This window comes from Terriglobales bacterium, from assembly GCA_035764005.1.
Taxonomy (GTDB): domain Bacteria; phylum Acidobacteriota; class Terriglobia; order Terriglobales; family Acidobacteriaceae; genus Gp1-AA112.
Window position 1 is genome coordinate 25,403 of the sequence record DASTZZ010000027.1, and the last position, 16,794, is coordinate 42,196.

The window sequence follows — 16,794 nt, forward strand, 5'->3', positions numbered from 1 at the left end:
GCGAGAGAAATAGAGCTATGAATAACTTTTCTGAACTTCAGGCCGTAGTGGTCTCGTACGACACGGCAGTTCTTGGTGCGATTTCAACGTGCCTTAGCGAACTCGGGATTGCAGGAATATGTCATCCCGATTGTGAATCGGCGATTGGCCTTCTGCAGAAGCAAAAGATCGACGCTTTCTTCGTCGATCAGGAGCTGGATGCTGAATTGTCGGTGCTGGAACGTATGCGGCGTTCGTCGTCAGGACGGGGCGCGGTTGGCTTTGCCATCGTACCGGGCACGAGCGACGGCATTCGCGCGTGTCGTGCTGCTGATTTCGTGATCACAAAGCCGCTCACAAAAATGGAAGTTGCACGCGTTCTGCGTGCCGCATACGGAATGATGTTGAAAGAACGGCGCCGCTACTCGCGTCACAATCTTCGTTGCGAAGCGATTCTTTCTGACGCCACCGGCCGGAAGTGTCTAGCTCGAACCACGAACATTAGCCAGACTGGGATCGCCTTGGAATGCGAACTTTCGTTGCCTGCCGGTGCGGTTGTGCAGCTTCAACTCACACTTCCGCACAGTTTGGAGGTGTGCAAGTTTGAAGGCCGGGTAATTTGGTCAGCGGCGAACGGTAAAGCGGGATTAACCTTCACGCATATGAGCTCTCGCGACCGAGAGCACCTGACAGAATGGGTGGATGCAGAGTTCTTACGTCAGTGGCATCCAGTGATCCCGCAGAGTGTGGCATGGAGTTTTGTGCGTGCGGCTCATTGAGTTGCCTAAGCCGCTTGTAAGCGTTCCCGATCGAGATCGGACTTCTTGCGGCCAAATGAGATGCTTGCGAGCCATGGAAACATGAACAGAGCGGCGGTTGCTGCGGTAGCGGAACCGAACATCACAAACAATCCAAATCGCTGAGTGGGCGGAAAATTCGACAGCAGGAAGATACCAAACCCGCAGCAGATCACTAACAGGTTTGTCCCAATCGGACGCCACAGATGCGAGCATGCCCGTGACCATGGTCCCCACGAGTTGCGGCCCGAGGACTTGCGCTCCGTACTCGCCCGCTTGGCGAACATCGTGAGATAGATCATTGCGTCCACGCCCATGCCCAAATCGAGATTGGCTGCGGACGAAGTGATGAAATCCAGAGGCATTCCCAAAAAGGCAATATATCCGCGTACCACAACGGGAATTACCAGCAGCGTGAGCAGCATCGCAAAGGCAACCCGGAGCGATCGGGAGAAGAGATAGCCCATGACGGTGAAAATGCCGATCAAGATGCCCACGCCAGTGATGATGCTGGAGTTGATGAGCCGGCCCATCTGACTCAGCAGGCTGTACTCACCACCGACCAACAACACACGAAAGCCTTCGTGTTCAGCCGTCCTCTCTACGCGATGGATGACGTCTGCGCGCGGCGCGCTTCGCACCGTCTCGCGCATTCGCAAGAGGAACAGCGCCCTTTTGTGATCAGCCGTTAGAAACTGGCGGGCGACCGCTCCGTGTTTCGGGTCCTCCAGGATGCTGATCTCCTTCCCTGTAGTTAAGAACATCGTGTACCAGTGGCGCCTGACTTCGCTGAGCACGACCGGCAGCGACATGACTTTGCCGACGGCGGGATCTTTTTCCAGCGCGTTCTGAAGATCCCAGAGGTGGTTATAACCGTCAGTGTTATCGAGCGCAGCGCCGCTCCTCTCTTCGACCATGAGTTTCAGCGGGCTGCTGCCACCGGAGCGATCGACAGCCTCGAGTCCTTGCCGAATGTCACTTCCCTTTTTGAAATACGCGAACAACGGTGGATCGGTATTCAGACGGAATACGCCAATCGCAGCAACCGCGCCGACGACCATCACTCCAATCGCAACCAGTCGGTGGCGCTCGGAAAAGAACGATCGCACTCGCGACGCGAAGGCCTCCGTCCAGCGCAGCTTTGCGTGCGGCGGGGAGGCCAGAGCCAGAAACCATGGATACACCGCATATGCAGCGGCAAATGCCATCGCCGCGCCAACCGCGCCGCCGGTGCCGAGATGCTTCATCGGTGTTGATGAGACCAACAGAAGGCTGATGAAGCCCAGCAGCATGCAGACTGCGCTCCAGAAAGATGGCGCAACCGTCTCCTTCACTGCACTCCAAACGGCAGCCCGTCCCGTCGATTTCTGCTGCTCACAAATTCGTTTCCAGTTAAAGGTGAGAAAGACCATGGGTGAAAGTGTCATGACAAACACCATGGTCGAGAGATTCGCCGTCACTGGCCCGATCGGAATATGAATGGCCTGGGTAACGATGAGCGTTGCAGCACTCGAGTTAGCACAGGCGCTGAACGCGCCCAACAGAACCCATGGTGAACGAAAGATCACGAATAAGATCACGGCGAAGACGCCGACTGCCGCCAGGCTGAAGGTCCGCAGATCTCTTTCCAGGGTGCGCGAAATCAATTCCGTGACATAGGGCAGTCCCGAGATCACCACATGGAATCCGCGATGGTCGAATCTCTTCTTGAGCGCCTGCAGATCGTTGATTGTTTGCGGGCCAACTTTGTCTTTTACCGTCGCGATCACGTCAGTAGATTTGTGATCCTTGCCAATGAGAACGTGCGTCCAGAGACGGCTCTTTAACGCATCCTTGAGGTCCTTCGGCACCGGCTTCCGGCCCAGTGATATGACATCGGTGACTCCGGGCACCTTCGCGATTGCATCCGACAATTCCCGAATGCGGTCCACGTACCACTGCGACCCGATGTCGCCGCTGACCGTCAAGTCAATCTCGGTCATTTCGGGAAAAGTCCTGGATATCTCATTGTCGGCGCGGACTTGAGGATCGTTTTTTGAGAAGAAGAAATTCTCGCCCACCTTCGGTTTTAGATCGACTGTGCGAAGAAACATGAACATCACCAGCGCGGTAACACCAAAGCACACAAGAATCGGGACTGCTAAAGGCACAAAGCGTCCGCGATTCTGCTTGGAGCTAATTGGGATTGGCTTCTTCATTCCCAAACCGGATCCACCTGAAATCGTCTTCCCGAATACGTAATCCTTTCAATTGGATGCACTCAAGTTGGCTTACTTCTGGCCATTTGAAAGATGGGAGCACAAGAGTACATTTCCTGAGTTGCCGCGGACGACTTCTAACAGGAGAGATACTCTGGAATGGCTTGAAACACGGTGCCGCGCTGTTTGCAGTCTGAGCTGAAGAAGAAAATGAAAGATCATCGACACGCAAGATAGCGGGCATGAGCCCACACCGCGTTAGGGCGCAGCTTTAGCCCTTGGCTAGCTGGGGAAATCTTCAGGCGGAACTGCAGAGTTTTTGCTTGATCACGTCATACTGGTGGATGTTTACGTCGATCGTCGTGCTGGTGTTAGTGTCATTCAGTTATTTCTTAGTCCTGAATTCCTTGCAGAAGAGGTGCACTCCCTTGCTGTGTAGAAAAGGCAAAGGCACGTTCGCGATCGCGACAGTGTGGCTTGTCGTTAGTGGCATTTTATGCGCTTCCGATTCTCCTTCTGCGCAACCGCTTCAAAAAGGGGAGGAAGTGCAGACTGCGTCGATGTCAACTGGTGTTCGAGGTGGCACCCTCGTTGTAGCGCAGCGCGCGGAACCAAAGACGCTCAATCCGGTGATGGCGTTCGATGTGCCGTCGCGCGACGTGCTCGGGCGAATGATGGCGGATTTAATTCATATCAACCGGGTCACGCAAAAAACAGAGCCAGCACTGGCAAGTTCGTGGAAGATTTCTCCCGATGGGCGCAGGTTCATTTTGAAGCTGCGGCATGGGGTCAGGTTCTCCGACGGCCAGCCTTTTAACGCCGATGACGTGTTGTTCACGTTCAAGGTTTATCTCGACGAGAAGGTGCACTCGCCTCAGCGCGACCTGCTCGTGATCAACGGCAAGCCGCTCTCGGTCACAAAGCTCGACTCCTACACTGTTCGCTTCGATCTCGATCGGCCCTATGCTGCAGCGGAACGAATTTTTGACAGTCTCGCAATTCTTCCGCGCCATCTTCTCGAGAAAGCTTATGAGCAGGGCAAGTTTGCAGAAGCCTGGACGCTCAATACCGCACCAACAGAAATTGCGGGACTAGGACCATTTCGCTTCAAGCAGTACGTCCCCGGCCAGCGCATCGTGTTGGAGCGCAATCCTTATTATTGGAAGATGGATCGCAACCGGAACCGTTTGCCTTATCTCGATGAACTTGTTTTTTCATTCGTAGGAACAGAGGATGCGCAGGTCATCCACTTCCAAACCGGTGAAAGTCAGATCATCAATCGATTTGGCACTGACAACTTCAGAATTCTGGCGAAGGACCAGCAAGCTCGCGGATACCATGTAGAGGACCTTGGCCCCAGTCTGGAATTCAACTTCCTGGTCTTCAACCTAAACGATCTTCCATCTGACCAACTGCCCGATATCCAGCGCGAACAAAGATGGTTTCGCGATTTGAAGTTTCGGCAAGCGGTTTCTTTGGCGATTGATCGTGATGCCATCGTGCGGCTCGTCTATCAAGGACATGGCGCTGCGCTTTGGGGCAATGAAACTCCCTCCGATAAGAGATGGGTAGACGAAGCTCTGCCGCACCCGGCCCGATCACTTGGACATTCGCGGGACCTCCTGAAGTCAGCAGGGTTTTCCTGGAGCAGCGAAGGCAAACTCCTCGACCGTGAAGGCAAAGCGGTAGAGTTTACGATCATCACCAGCTCATCCAATGCTCAGCGTGTAAAGATGGCAACCATCATTGCCGATGATCTGGGGCAGCTCGGCATGAATGTGCATCCGATACCGCTGGAATTCCGCGCCGTTGTGGATCGCGTGTTCCAGAGCAACAATTACGAGGCTTGCATTCTGGGCCTCGGAGGAGGAGACGCCGATCCGAATGTGGCGATGAATGTATGGCTATCGAATGGGCCGACTCATGTTTGGAACCTGCACGAGACGCATCCGGCTACGGCTTGGCAGGCGGAGATCGATCGTCTGATGAATGAGCAAATGATCACGGTGGACTATCGCCGTCGCAAACAACTCTACGACAGCGTACAGCAACTGATTGCGGATAATTTGCCTCTGATTTTCCTTGCGACTCCGAACGTTCTTGTCGGCGCCAGAGACGATATCGGCAACTTCAATCCCGGTGTGCTCGAACCGTATGCGCTCTGGGATATGGGGGAACTCTTTTTCAAGCCTCACGCTGGAGCCAAGGCTCGATGAGTATCGTTGCCGCATGCTGCCAAACGCTATCGCGCTGCCATAAACCTGTATATGGCAGCTATAAAGTGATCCGAGAACCTGAGAGAAGGAACGGAGGCTCGGCTCTGGTACCGCTGTGTGATAGTGGGTGCTCTCCCCCGAGATAATCTGGGCTTTCGCTGGAGCGTCGCAAATGATGTGGAAAAACCTCCTTATTTTGTGCGTCACCATGGTGGGAATCGCAATGCAGGCACAGGAAAAGAACAGTGTGAAGATCAGTCCAGCAGCTAAGGCGAGCAGGAATGGTTTTCCCGATGCTGCACAACTCAAACAAATGATCGCGCGCTTCGCTCCGACTCCGCTCGAAGTGGACGTAAACGCGCTTTCCGACGGCGACAAAAAGGCTTTGGCAAAGCTGATTGAGGCCAGCCGGGTTATCAACGACATCTTCCTTACGCAGCTCTGGTCGGGCAATCACGCCGAATTGGCCAAGCTCGAGAAAGATTCTTCACCGCTGGGCCGCGAACGCCTGCATTACTTCTGGATTAACAAGAGTCCGTGGTCTGACCTCGACGCACACTCTGCCTTCTTGCCTGGAGTTCCGCCCAAGAAGTTGCCGGGAGCGAACTTCTATCCCGCCGACATGAGCAAAGAACAGTTCGAAACTTGGGTGAAGACGCTCCCTCAATCCCAGCGCGAGCAGGCCGAAGGATTTTTCACTGTGATCCGTCGCGATACGCAGCACAAACTGACGATCGTTCCTTATAGCACCGAGTATCGCAGCAATCTTCAGAAAGCTGCTGACTTGTTGAAGCAGGCCGCAGCACTCACTGACAACGAAACGCTAAAGAAATTCCTTACGACTAGGGCGGAAGCGTTTCTATCCAATGATTATTACCAGAGCGACCTCGCCTGGATGGACCTTGACGCGCCGCTCGATATCACCATCGGTCCCTACGAAACCTACAACGACGAATTGTTCGGATACAAAGCTGCTTATGAAGCTTACGTAAACATCCGCGACGAGGAGGAATCGGCCAAGCTCGCAGCCTTCTCCGAGCACCTGCAGGAAATTGAGAACAACCTGCCGATTGATGCGCGGTATCGTAATCCCAAATTGGGAGCGGCCTCGCCGATCCGGGTGGTGAACCAGGTCTTCTCCGCCGGAGACGGCAGCCATGGCGTGCAGACCGCTGCCTACAATCTTCCCAATGACGATCGCGTGATCCAGCAAAAAGGCAGCAAGCGCGTCATGCTGAAGAACGTGCAGCAAGCCAAGTTCCGCACGATCCTAACTCCCATCGCCGCCGAGGTGCTCGCACCTGCCGATCGTCAATATCTTGATTTCGATTCCTTTTTCACGCACATCCTGGCGCATGAACTGACGCATGGCCTTGGCCCGCACCAGATCACTGTGAATGGACGCAGCACGAATCCGCGGCAGGAACTCAAAGAGCTTTACAGCGCTGTGGAAGAAGCAAAGGCTGACGTCACCGGTCTGTTTGCGTTGCAGTTCCTCATGGACCACGGCAGTCCCACAGTTCCGCACGGCGAAGATGCAGAACGCAAACTCTACACGACGTTTTTGGCATCATCGTTTCGCACTCTGCGCTTCGGACTCAAAGAAGCTCACGCGCGTGGAATGGCCGTGCAATTCAATTACCTGTTGGATAAAGGTGGATTCAAAGCCAATCCGGACGGGACGTTTTCTGTGGATTTCAGCAAGATCAAGCAGTCAGTGAGTGATCTCGATCACGATTTACTAACGATAGAAGCTGTGGGCGACTATTCCGGTGCAAAGCAAATGCTGGATTCGCTCGGCGTGATCCGTCCGCAGGTGAAGCGAGCGCTCGATGGCCTCACGCACATTCCCACTGATATCGAGCCAATCTTTGTAACGGCGGACCAGGTCGCGCCGGCAGGAAAGAACGAATTAGGCTCCGAACCGGCGGCACTAAGACGTTAACGCGCACGCTGCCATGCAGGTTATGAAAAGTCCAGTTGAGTGAGGACTGGCTGGCTGTCGATACGAGGTAATCGAAGTCGACCATTCCCGACCAGAATGACGCGCACATATTTTCCGGAATGACCATGTCACCGAGAACCCGGGTGATGCTTGCAGGCGCGATCGGCAACATCGTCGAGTGGTACGACTTCGGCTTGTATGGACTCCTGGCTCCGGTGCTCGCCTCATTGTTCTTCCCTTCCCACGATCGGGTTGCTGCGCTGCTCGGAGTGTATGGCGGCTTCGCCGTTGGCTTTGCAATTCGACCGATCGGTGCGGTGATACTGGGGCGAGTCGGCGACCGCAAAGGACGTCAGTTCGTCCTGGTCCTCTCCGTGGCTTTAATGGGAGTGGCAACCGTCGCGATAGGAGTCCTGCCCTCATATCACGCAATCGGCATTTGGGCGCCGGTTCTGTTGATCGGCATTCGTCTATTTCAAGGATTCTCCGTTGGCGGAGAGTTCGTAGGATCTGTCACGTATCTGGTCGAGACTGCGCCCGCGCAGCGGCGGGGCCTCGCGGGCAGTGTGGCGAATATCGGCGCCACAATCGGCATGCTGGTCGCGGCTGCAGCAGCGGCGCTGGCGGAAACGCATGCATCCTCGTTTCCGCAGGTATGGAGGATTCCGTTTCTCTTCGGCGGCGCGTTAGCGTTTGCGGGCTATTGGCTGCGACGTCATTTGCCGCCAGAGCAGCCTGAAGTTGGGTCTGCGTCTTCATCCGCGCCAACCGAGGCTAGAACAGTAGGCGCTGATGCGATTGGCGTAGTGGTTGCACGGGCTTCCCAGTTTGGGAAGCTCACTCAACAATGGCCAGCCCTACGCGCTTTTCGGGAAGTGCCGCGCACCATGCTGGTTGCCACGCTCTTCACCTGCGGTTACGGAGTTTCCAATTATGTGATCATGGTTTTCCTGCCGACTTTCGGCCGTGAGTTTGCCGACATTCCGGAAGCAAGTGCGCTGCGGATCAACACGGCAGGACAATTCGTCGCGCTCATTGTGGTACCGCTGGCAGGCTGGGTTTCAGATCTCTGGATTCGACGGCGCACCATGTTATGGGGAGCGTTCCTCCTGCAGGCACTTGTCGCCTGGGAGTTATTCAATCTGGTTTTACATCGGAACACGGCAGGCTTGTGGACGGCGCAACTCCTTCTCGCCTGTCTGCTGGCAATCGTCATGGGCACAGCACCGGCGATGCTCGCCGAGCAATTCCCTCGCGGATATCGCGTGAGCGGTCATGCTGTCGTGCTAAACGTTGGTATCGGAATCGCCGGCGGCACCGCGCCGATGATTGCGGTCGCCCTCATTCGCGCGACCGGAAGCAGCATGGCTCCGGCCGTGTACCTCGCCGGCGCGTGCATGGTCTCAGTCATTTCAGTGCTGTTGCTGAAGGAGCGCAGTCGCGCAGCGTTGAAGCCAGTGTAGAAGAGCGCCTCTCCTTCAGCTATGGATAAAAGCCATTGAACATTTCAAGGTCTTCGCGGAGGGAATTTCTTCGAAGCTGCGGGCTAGGCAGCTTAGCGCTCGCTGCCAATCCGATCTTGCACTGGCAGGGTTTCGGCGCAGCGACAAAGCCGCCAATCGCCGGAGCGGCTCAGCGAACGCTTTTATTAGATCGGGACTGGATCTTCGGTGGAAGGGTGCGCGGCAATTCTTCCGCAAAGCAACTCGATGACTCTGCTTCAATCATCAGCCTTCCACATTGTGTCAGCGCGCTGTCTTGGCAAAACTGGGATCCTGCACAGTGGGAAGATCTCTGGATTTATCGCAAACGCTTCCAGCTCCCTGCGGAGTTGTCGGGGCTTCGCGTCTTCCTGCATTTCGATCGAGTGATGACCGGCGCTGAGCCCTCGATCAATCATCACAAACTCCCGCCGCACCTCGGAGGCTACCTGCCGTTCCAGTATGAAATTACAGATTTCCTGGCGCCGACCGACAACGTGCTCGACGTAGTTGTGGATTCCCGTTGGAGCAATGTGCCTCCCGAAGGATCGCCAGGCGGGCCATCGACAATAGATTATCTGGAGCCGGGCGGCATTCACGGTTCGGTGCGCTTAAACGCGGTTCCCGCAATTTTCATCCGCGATGTGTTTGCAAGGCCTGTTCATGTGCTCGACGAGACTCGAGCCATCGACGTCACATGCTCGATCGACGCAGCTGCCCTCGCTTCTGCTGAGCTACAAATCGAATTGAGGAACAGTGCTGGTCAGGTGCTCTCGCGGACGCGAAAGCAGGTAAGCATAGAGAAGGTTGGGCAAACTGAGGTAAAACTGGTTCTATCCCGCATTGGGAACATCTCGCTGTGGGACATAGATTCTCCTCAGCTATATGACGTGGTTTGCACGTTGTGGATCGATGGCAAACCAGCGCACGATTATCGAGTACGGATTGGATTCCGCGATGCTCGTTTCGAACTCGATGGATTCTTCCTAAATGGACGGCGTCTGCAACTCTTCGGTTTAAACCGGCATGAGTTGTTTCCATACGTCGGCGCTGCCATGCCGGCTCGAGTTATGCGCCGTGATGCGGAGATCCTGCGCAAAGATTTCAATTGCAACATCGTTCGCTGCTCGCACTATCCCCAGTCAGAAGCATTTCTCGATCGCTGCGACGAACTCGGCTTGATGGTGTGGGAAGAAGTTCCCGGCTGGCAGTACATAGGCGACGATACTTGGAAGGACCTGTTGGTCCGAGATACGAAAGATATGATCGTTCGCGATCGCAATCATCCTTCCATCGTGATATGGGGAGTGCGCGCGAACGAGTCGGCGAATGACGTCGAACTCTATGGACGCACGACCAGTGCGGCAAAGAGCCTCGACGATTCGCGGCCAGCTTCCGGCTCGATGACGCCTTCGTCGCGAAAAGACTGGAAAGAACGCTGGCACGAGGACGTATTCGCCTTCGACGACTACCATTCCGCTCCTGACGGCACTGTCGGCATTGAAGAGCCGGTAGAGGCAGTTCCCTATTTCCTTGCGGAAGCTGTGGGCCAATTCAACTATGAGCGTCGCAAGGGTTTTGACAATCGTTACCGCCGCGCCGGCGACGTGCACTTGCAGCAGCAGCAAGCCCTCTGGCACGCGCAAGCTCACGACAAAGCCGCGGCCAACCGTCGCTTCTGCGGAGTGATTGCGTGGTGTGCATTCGACTATGGAAGTCTTATGAATGCCTACCAGACGGTGAAGTGCCCCGGCGTTGCAGACGTGTTTCGCATTCCCAAACTGGGAGCTTCGTTTTATTTGTCTCAGGTCGATCCGAAGATCCGTTCCGTCATTCAACCGAGCTTCTACTGGGATTTTGGGCCGCAGACTCCGCATGGGCCAGGAAAGCGCGCGGCAATCTTTTCTAATTGTGATCGGCTGGAGCTTTCCATCGGCGGAAAACCGCACTCGACTCTGTATCCAGATCGGGAAGGCTTTCCCAATCTGAAATACCCGCCGTTTGTCGCCGATCTCGAGATCGACGGAGCTGGAAATCCTGAGCTGCGCATCGATGGCTTCGTAGCGGGACGGATGGTGCTCTCGCGCAAATTCTCCTCTGACCACTCGCAGGATGGCTTTCGGCTAAAGTCGGACGACCCTGAACTGGTTGGCGATGGCATCGATGCAACCAGGCTGGCTTTCGGAGTCGTCGATAAATATGGAGCGGAGCGGGCCTTTGCCGGCGGAAGCGTAAGGTTTGAGATTACTGGTCCCGGAGTCATTGTTGGTGATAACCCATTCTCCCTCGAAGCCAGCGGCGGAGTTGGAGCGGTCTGGATTCGAACCGTTCCGAACGCTCGCGGCGATATTCGAATAGAAGCGACGCATTCGACGTTAGGAGCTGCGCGCGCCCAGATCAGGGTTCAGAAGCAGTAGGTACGGAACTGCTTAGTGCAGCCACCAGAGGAACGCAAGCCCGACAATCGCTGTCCCGAAGGACATCCACGCGACGTAGTCTCCGGGATGCCCGCTATGTGCTCGTCTTAGCCATGAACTTCCCAATTCAAGACTGCGCGTGAAGTTCACTGCGCGACCGAGCTTATCCCGAAAGACAGTGCTCAGCGCTAGCAAGACCGCAAGCAGCAAAGCAATCACCGAATGAACAATGGACGATGAGAGATTCTCGGTTTCAGCGTTGTGCGCTGAAGTAATCTGCACGTTCTCGAGCACGCTCTGCGCGTACGCGTTCTGATTCGCGAACCCGTGCGCGGAGTCGATGGCTCTGCTTTGTATTTGCGGCAGAAACGTGAGGACGATACCAAGCAATATCAGCGCGGCGGCAGGCAAAAACATTGCCGCAGGGGTTCGTTCATGACTCTGTTCCGTTTCAGGCTTCTCTTCGATTTGAGAGGATTTGTCGCTTGGCGCCGGCTGACCCCATCCAAAAAAGATTCTGAAGGCCATTCGGAGGACCGCAGCGCTGGTGAGGACCTCAGCAAAAATAAAGATGTAGACGAGCCAGTGCAGATGCACTGCTTCAGCAGAATGGGAAACGAAATGTTCCCCCAGCAAGGTGGCAAATGGCGGCGCGCCTGCCAAGCCCCATGCTCCCAGGATGAACAGTGCGGCGGTGTACCACATGCCACGTCCACATCCATGAAGATGGTCTTCGCCGATCTTCTGAAAGCGATGCAGCACGATCCCTGCGCATAGGAACAGCCCACCTTTGATCACTCCATGGGAAAGCACATAGAGAACGAATCCCGCGAGTGCGCCAGGTGATAGCAAACCGACACCGACGAGCATGAGTCCGGAATGGGCAATCGTCGAAAACGCTAGCAGCCGTTTGAGGTGGTGTTCGGCATAACACATCACCGCACCGACAACTGCGGTGATCGAGGCCATGATTGTGAAAATCATGCGCAGCTCATGCGCGTGTCCTGCGAGGCTTCCCGCGAAGATCGTCCAGTAAATCCGAGCCACAGCGTAGATTCCAAGTTCCACCATCACTCCAGAGAAGAGCACGCACACAGGACTTGGCGCGACAGCATGCGCGTCGGCGAGCCAGAAATGAAAAGGAACGATGGCCGCTTTGGCGAGATACCCAACAACGATCAGCAGAAATGCGAGCAGCACAAGCGCATCGGCATGCGTGCCCAGCGATCGTCCGACCTGCGCAAAATTGAGCGCGCCGGTACGGGCATAAAGCATCCCGATGCCCATCACGATCATGAATGCGCCGACGGTATTTACGATGGCGAAATTGAATGCGCCTTGCAGCGGAGCCGGTTCGAGTGTCTTGAGTCCGCAGAGCGCGAAAGCGGAGACGCTCATTAGCTCGAAGAAGACAAACAGATTGAAAAGGTCGCCGGTATAGCTGAAGCCGCACATGGCGGCCATGAAGATCAACATCAGCGGTTGAAAATGATTTTCTGTATCTTCAAAGATCTTCCAGGAGAAGATCAGGCCGGCAAGCGTAAGCACCGCGACCAGTAGAGCCAGCGCCGCGCCGAATGTGTCCACCACGAAGCTGATGCCGAGAGCGACGCCTCCGCTGCGCGGCCACCAATTCCCAAACCAGTACACCTGTGGCTGCGACCAGGTGCCGTGCAAAATGATCGCAGTCATCCACAAGTTCGCTGCGGCGGTCGCAATGGCGAGAAGGTCACACGCGCGGCGTCCAATGCCTTTGCCGGCGAAGGCCAGAAACGCCGCTACGATCAGCGGAATTGCAATCGGCAGTGGGATCAGTGCTGTGGTCATCAGCCCATCAGGAATCGTAGTTCCTCAGGATCAACCGTTCCCGCCAGTTCATTGGCTTTGACGACCATTGAAAGCAGGAGCGCCATCACTGCGGCTTCAACCACAATGTCGGTGAGCATCAACGCTTGTACCAGCGGATCGACTACGCTCGTGCCGACGGGAATGTCCGCAAACACGGGAGCGGTGCCGCCCACTTTGTATCCAATCGCGAGCAGCAAAACGTAAGTTGAGGTCTGGAGAATTGCCACGCAGACGACCTGGTGCACAAGGTTCTTGCTCGTGACGATTCCATATAGTCCCCAAAGGAAGACCCATGCGGCAACTGCATACGGCAGGTAAGCCAGCATCATTTCTCCTTCCGCAGGCGTTCTTCGATGATTTCGCGCAAGTAGTTCTGCATCAACAGCACGAAACCGCCGGCGATTTCTAAGCCGACGACGGCGCTAATCACAGCAATCGTGCCCGACGAGAACAAATCTCCTGTAGTTCCGAGAGGCACAATGTTGGTTAGAAAATGAGCGCCGAAGAGAAGCGCGGCCGTTCCGATAGCCGCATAGCCGGCGGCTCCGCCACACTCGGCGAGCTTCACGAGTGGACTGGAAACAATCGCTTCGAAGGTTTTTACATTGCCCGACAAATAGACAACCAGCGGAGCAGAAGCCAAAATTACTCCACCCTGAAATCCGCCTCCTGGCGTGAGCTGACCGTGAGTCGCCATGTACACGCCGAAGACGATCATGATCCCGACCATCGCCTGCATGCTCACGCGCAGCGTATCTGAGATTGGCAATGTGTCTTCCGACTTTGTCTCGCGCTTCCCCTTCTTGTCCTCGTCTCCCGCAGGACGAAAGAGCAGCAGTACGCCCAGCACTGACGCGAAGAAGATGAATTCCTCTCCAAGGGTGTCGAATGCACGATAGTCATAGTTGATGGCGTTCACTACGTCGGTTGCATGTCGCTCGTACACCGCGACCTGCGTGACAGCGTTTCCGTAGGGTCCTCGATAATCGCCGAGAGGCGGAAGATCGCGAATTCCGCAGGCAAAGACAAACGCCAGCACCGCAGCCGAACACAAAAAGAAAGCAGTCCGCGTTCGGGAACTCATTTCTTCCCTTCGCGCTCACGCCGGAGATTCTGACGACGCATCTTCGTGAGCGCCAGCATAATCATCAGCGGCAACATCACAGCTCCAATCGTGATCTGCGACAGCGCCACATCAGGAGCTTGAAATATGAAGAACATCAGAGCGCAGATCAGGCCATAAAAGCTCAGGGTCACTACCTGCGATTTCGGATCGCGGCTTAACACGACTGCCGGAGCCACTCCGGCTACGAGCAACAGGATGACCCATTGCAGCAATCGCATCAGCCTTGCTCCTCTTCTACTCTTTCGTCAGAAGAGAGAATCGGGACTTCTTCGCCCTCCGCAGGATCCCAATCTGGGACTTCCGCAATGCGGAATGCGCGTGCAGCCGCGTGCGTCACAATGGTGTTCATGCTCACCAGGACCAGAACGACAAAGAGCGCTTTGAACGATTCCGGCTTGAGTCCTCTTTGAATAAAGATTGCAATGCAGATCAGCAATGAGCTCAGCGAAGCGGGGGGAGCGATGTAGTGCATGCGCTGATAGGGATCGTGGACCCGCAGCATTCCCAAAACGGAGATGATCGTGATCAGCACTGCGGCAGCGAGAAAGACGTCGATCAGAATGGCCTTCATCGCAGATGTCGCGCAAAGAAACGCGCGAAGACGATTCCGCCGCCGAAAGACATCAAAGCCAGCGTGATCGCGAGGTCCATCATCGGCATGCGGTTGAATGCCAGTGTCAGCAGCATCATCAGTAGCGTGATCACAACGCCCGCCATATAGAACGAAACCAGACGCTGACGCGGATCGCCTTTGCTCGCCAGCCAGGTGAGAGGCACCAGAACGAAGATCATCACTTGGGCTGCAAGCTCCCAGACATTCATGGCAAAGCTCCTAAGTCTTGCGTCATCTTCGGAACTGAGCTGCGCTCGATCTGATGAAAGAGGAGCGTCTGATCGCTTGCGTTTATGCCCAGGACAATGAAATTCGGCGCCGCACACGTGTATCCAGCGGCAAGCACTCGACGCGCATTTGCCCGGGGATCGTCTTTATCGCCGGCATCGAAACGCGCAATTCGGAAAAGGGACTTCGCCGGTTTGATGCCGATCAAGTCTTTCGCCGCAACGACAGCGATCTCCCACGTTCCGCTCAGCACGTACCACGGAAGCCGCCAGATCGCGAGCAAGTTCGATGCGGTGGGCCCAAATCTGGCGGGATACTGGAGATTGATCACCGCCATCCCACCCGTCGCGAGCACGGCTCCGATGGTGCCAATGAGGAGTTCATGGGTGGCAAACGATCCGGAAAAAACGATCCAGAACAGATAGAACGTGACCACGCTTATGCTTACCAACAATGTCATTGTGGAACAGTCTTAGTTACAGCATCACCAGCTATATAGAGAACTCGCAAGGAGACGCGGTTGTATGCAGGCAGCTTGGCAGCGCGATGAATGGACGTCGCCGCAGAACCGCCGCTTCGCGCCAAAATGCAACTGCCAGTCACGTTGGTCAGGGCCATCTTTGGAGATGACGCCGCACATCACACCCTCTGATCGTGCGAAGCCTGCGGGCAAACCAATCAGGGGGTCTTGCGAATGTCAGATGATCTAAGAATTTCCATCGATGACCTGCGAAAACGAATGAAAGCGGGAGAAGACTCCACAATCCTCGACGTTCGCAACCCGACGGCATGGGCAGAGTCGGACGTAATGGTTCCGAATGCGCGCCGCGTTCCTCTCGATGATTTTGAAAGCCACCTTTACGAAATTCCCAAAAATAAACCGATTGTCGCGTATTGCACTTGACCAAACGAAGGTTCAAGCGCCAGTTTGGCGCAAAAGCTTCGCGAACGTGGCTTTCAGAAGGTTTGGGCTCTTAAAGGCGGCTTCGATGCATGGCGCAATGCCGGTCTTCCTGTGGAGTCAAAGCTGGAGGCGGCGTAGAAGAGTTTCCGAGGTCAGTCCCAGATTCACGCTTAAGCCCACTTAGCAAGGCTGCGGAAAAATGCGGGCGCGACGAGGGTAACGGAACCGGCGCCGGTAGGCGGAGGGCAGCCGCGTGCGTTGCGGCTGCGTATCTACGCAATTGCTGGCAGTATCGTCGCATTCGGAGTTCGCCTTTCGGCGACCTCCGACCCACCGGCTACCGCCGGCGGTTCTGTTTTGCATTTTTCCGCAGCCTGTTAGAGCCGATCAGCTTTTGAAGCGCTCGAACCGGTAGGCTAACTCTGGTCCTCCCTCGCCTTCGTATGCGAGTTGTGCCACGAGCAGCGCAAAGGGCTCAGTGTAGCGCGCGATTCGGAGCTGCCCGCAATCCACTGGCTCAAAACCTACATCAGTGATCAACTTCACCGCGACTTCTTTTGCACGCTGGTCGTCGCCGCAGTACACGAGTCCGGGGCGATTTTTCTTGCGCTTGGACTCGAAAACGCCAAACAGCACCTCGCTCGGCACAGTGTTGAACGCGCAAACAATGCGAGACTTCGGAGCTTTTTTCGCAAGCTCCTCCGCCCCTGATGAATTATTTGCGACGATTAGCTTCGTGTTGTCGGCGTCCATGGGTAGGCAGCAGGTGACGATCACCTTGTTCGAAAGATCGCCTGCCTGCTTCGCCACATCATCGACGCGTGACCAGTGCACAGCAAGCAACAGCGCGTCAGCATTCTCCGCAGCCTCTTCTGGCGTGCCTGCTCGTGCATTGCCTTTGGCTGAGCGCGCCAGTTTCTTGAGTTTGCCTTCGGTTCGCGCGTAGCTGAACACAACCTCGTGCCCTGCTCGCGCGAAGATCGTTCCCAACTTGCCGCCCATTAGCCCTGAACCGAGAATGCCGATTTTCATGCTGCTCTAC

At 55.6% G+C, this 16,794-nt stretch carries 15 protein-coding genes; 6 read left to right on the top strand and 9 right to left on the bottom strand.

Going from position 1 to position 16,794, the window contains the following annotated elements; genetic code table 11:
• The first annotated feature begins 17 nt into the window (after positions 1 to 17).
• The gene (locus VFU50_04965) at positions 18 to 758 is read left to right on the top strand and encodes a PilZ domain-containing protein (GenBank protein HEU5232189.1); all 741 of its coding nucleotides are present in this window, start codon (positions 18 to 20) and stop codon (positions 756 to 758) included.
• Between the two features lie 5 nt (positions 759 to 763).
• Here VFU50_04965 and VFU50_04970 read toward each other — a convergent pair whose 3' ends face one another.
• Positions 764 to 2,974, bottom strand: a complete 2,211-nt coding sequence (locus tag VFU50_04970) for an MMPL family transporter (GenBank protein HEU5232190.1) — start codon at positions 2,972 to 2,974, stop codon at positions 764 to 766.
• A 560-nt stretch (positions 2,975 to 3,534) separates the two neighbouring features.
• Between VFU50_04970 and VFU50_04975 the strand changes: the two genes are divergently transcribed.
• The 4 genes from VFU50_04975 to VFU50_04990 all read left to right on the top strand — a co-directional run bounded on the left by VFU50_04975 (position 3,535) and on the right by VFU50_04990 (position 11,033).
• Positions 3,535 to 5,190 carry an ABC transporter substrate-binding protein gene (locus VFU50_04975; protein ID HEU5232191.1) on the top strand — a complete coding sequence of 552 codons (1,656 nt, stop codon included), beginning with the start codon at positions 3,535 to 3,537 and terminating at the stop codon, positions 5,188 to 5,190.
• A 172-nt stretch (positions 5,191 to 5,362) separates the two neighbouring features.
• Entirely contained in the window at positions 5,363 to 7,135 is a 1,773-nt protein-coding gene (locus tag VFU50_04980; protein HEU5232192.1) for a hypothetical protein, read from the top strand.
• Between the two features lie 125 nt (positions 7,136 to 7,260).
• Positions 7,261 to 8,598: an MFS transporter gene (locus tag VFU50_04985; protein HEU5232193.1), complete on the top strand. Its 1,338-nt coding sequence runs from the start codon at positions 7,261 to 7,263 to the stop codon at positions 8,596 to 8,598.
• 215 nt (positions 8,599 to 8,813) lie between these two features.
• The gene (locus tag VFU50_04990) at positions 8,814 to 11,033 is read left to right on the top strand and encodes a glycoside hydrolase family 2 TIM barrel-domain containing protein (protein HEU5232194.1); all 2,220 of its coding nucleotides are present in this window, start codon (positions 8,814 to 8,816) and stop codon (positions 11,031 to 11,033) included.
• A 12-nt stretch (positions 11,034 to 11,045) separates the two neighbouring features.
• On the opposite strand, the gene VFU50_04995 is transcribed toward VFU50_04990, so the two are convergent.
• Genes VFU50_04995 through VFU50_05025 form a run of 7 tightly spaced genes read right to left on the bottom strand, consistent with a single transcriptional unit; the run spans position 11,046 to position 15,308 of the window.
• Complete coding sequence (locus tag VFU50_04995; protein ID HEU5232195.1) at positions 11,046 to 12,860, bottom strand: proton-conducting transporter membrane subunit; 1,815 nt, start codon at positions 12,858 to 12,860, stop codon at positions 11,046 to 11,048.
• Positions 12,860 to 13,210, bottom strand: coding sequence for a cation:proton antiporter subunit C (locus tag VFU50_05000; protein HEU5232196.1), 351 nt, complete (start codon positions 13,208 to 13,210; stop codon positions 12,860 to 12,862). Before VFU50_05000 ends, VFU50_04995 begins: the two co-directional genes overlap by 1 nt.
• Positions 13,207 to 13,965, bottom strand: a complete 759-nt coding sequence (locus VFU50_05005) for an MnhB domain-containing protein (protein HEU5232197.1) — start codon at positions 13,963 to 13,965, stop codon at positions 13,207 to 13,209. The genes VFU50_05000 and VFU50_05005 overlap by 4 nt, the downstream gene beginning before the upstream one ends.
• Positions 13,962 to 14,225, bottom strand: a complete 264-nt coding sequence (locus tag VFU50_05010) for a DUF4040 domain-containing protein (protein HEU5232198.1) — start codon at positions 14,223 to 14,225, stop codon at positions 13,962 to 13,964. Before VFU50_05010 ends, VFU50_05005 begins: the two co-directional genes overlap by 4 nt.
• Positions 14,225 to 14,578 carry a monovalent cation/H(+) antiporter subunit G gene (locus tag VFU50_05015; GenBank protein ID HEU5232199.1) on the bottom strand — a complete coding sequence of 118 codons (354 nt, stop codon included), beginning with the start codon at positions 14,576 to 14,578 and terminating at the stop codon, positions 14,225 to 14,227. The genes VFU50_05010 and VFU50_05015 overlap by 1 nt, the downstream gene beginning before the upstream one ends.
• Complete coding sequence (locus tag VFU50_05020; GenBank protein ID HEU5232200.1) at positions 14,575 to 14,829, bottom strand: monovalent cation/H+ antiporter complex subunit F; 255 nt, start codon at positions 14,827 to 14,829, stop codon at positions 14,575 to 14,577. The genes VFU50_05015 and VFU50_05020 overlap by 4 nt, the downstream gene beginning before the upstream one ends.
• Positions 14,826 to 15,308 (bottom strand): hypothetical protein, encoded by a 483-nt coding sequence (locus tag VFU50_05025; protein HEU5232201.1) that lies wholly within the window; start codon positions 15,306 to 15,308, stop codon positions 14,826 to 14,828. The genes VFU50_05020 and VFU50_05025 overlap by 4 nt, the downstream gene beginning before the upstream one ends.
• A gap of 234 nt (positions 15,309 to 15,542) precedes the next feature.
• Here VFU50_05025 and VFU50_05030 point away from each other — a divergent pair, with 234 nt between their 5' ends.
• Entirely contained in the window at positions 15,543 to 15,890 is a 348-nt protein-coding gene (locus VFU50_05030) for a thiosulfate sulfurtransferase GlpE (GenBank protein HEU5232202.1), read from the top strand.
• A gap of 249 nt (positions 15,891 to 16,139) precedes the next feature.
• Here the strand turns inward: VFU50_05030 and VFU50_05035 are convergent, their stop codons facing one another.
• The gene (locus tag VFU50_05035) at positions 16,140 to 16,784 is read right to left on the bottom strand and encodes an NADPH-dependent F420 reductase (GenBank protein ID HEU5232203.1); all 645 of its coding nucleotides are present in this window, start codon (positions 16,782 to 16,784) and stop codon (positions 16,140 to 16,142) included.
• Positions 16,785 to 16,794 lie beyond the last annotated feature (10 nt).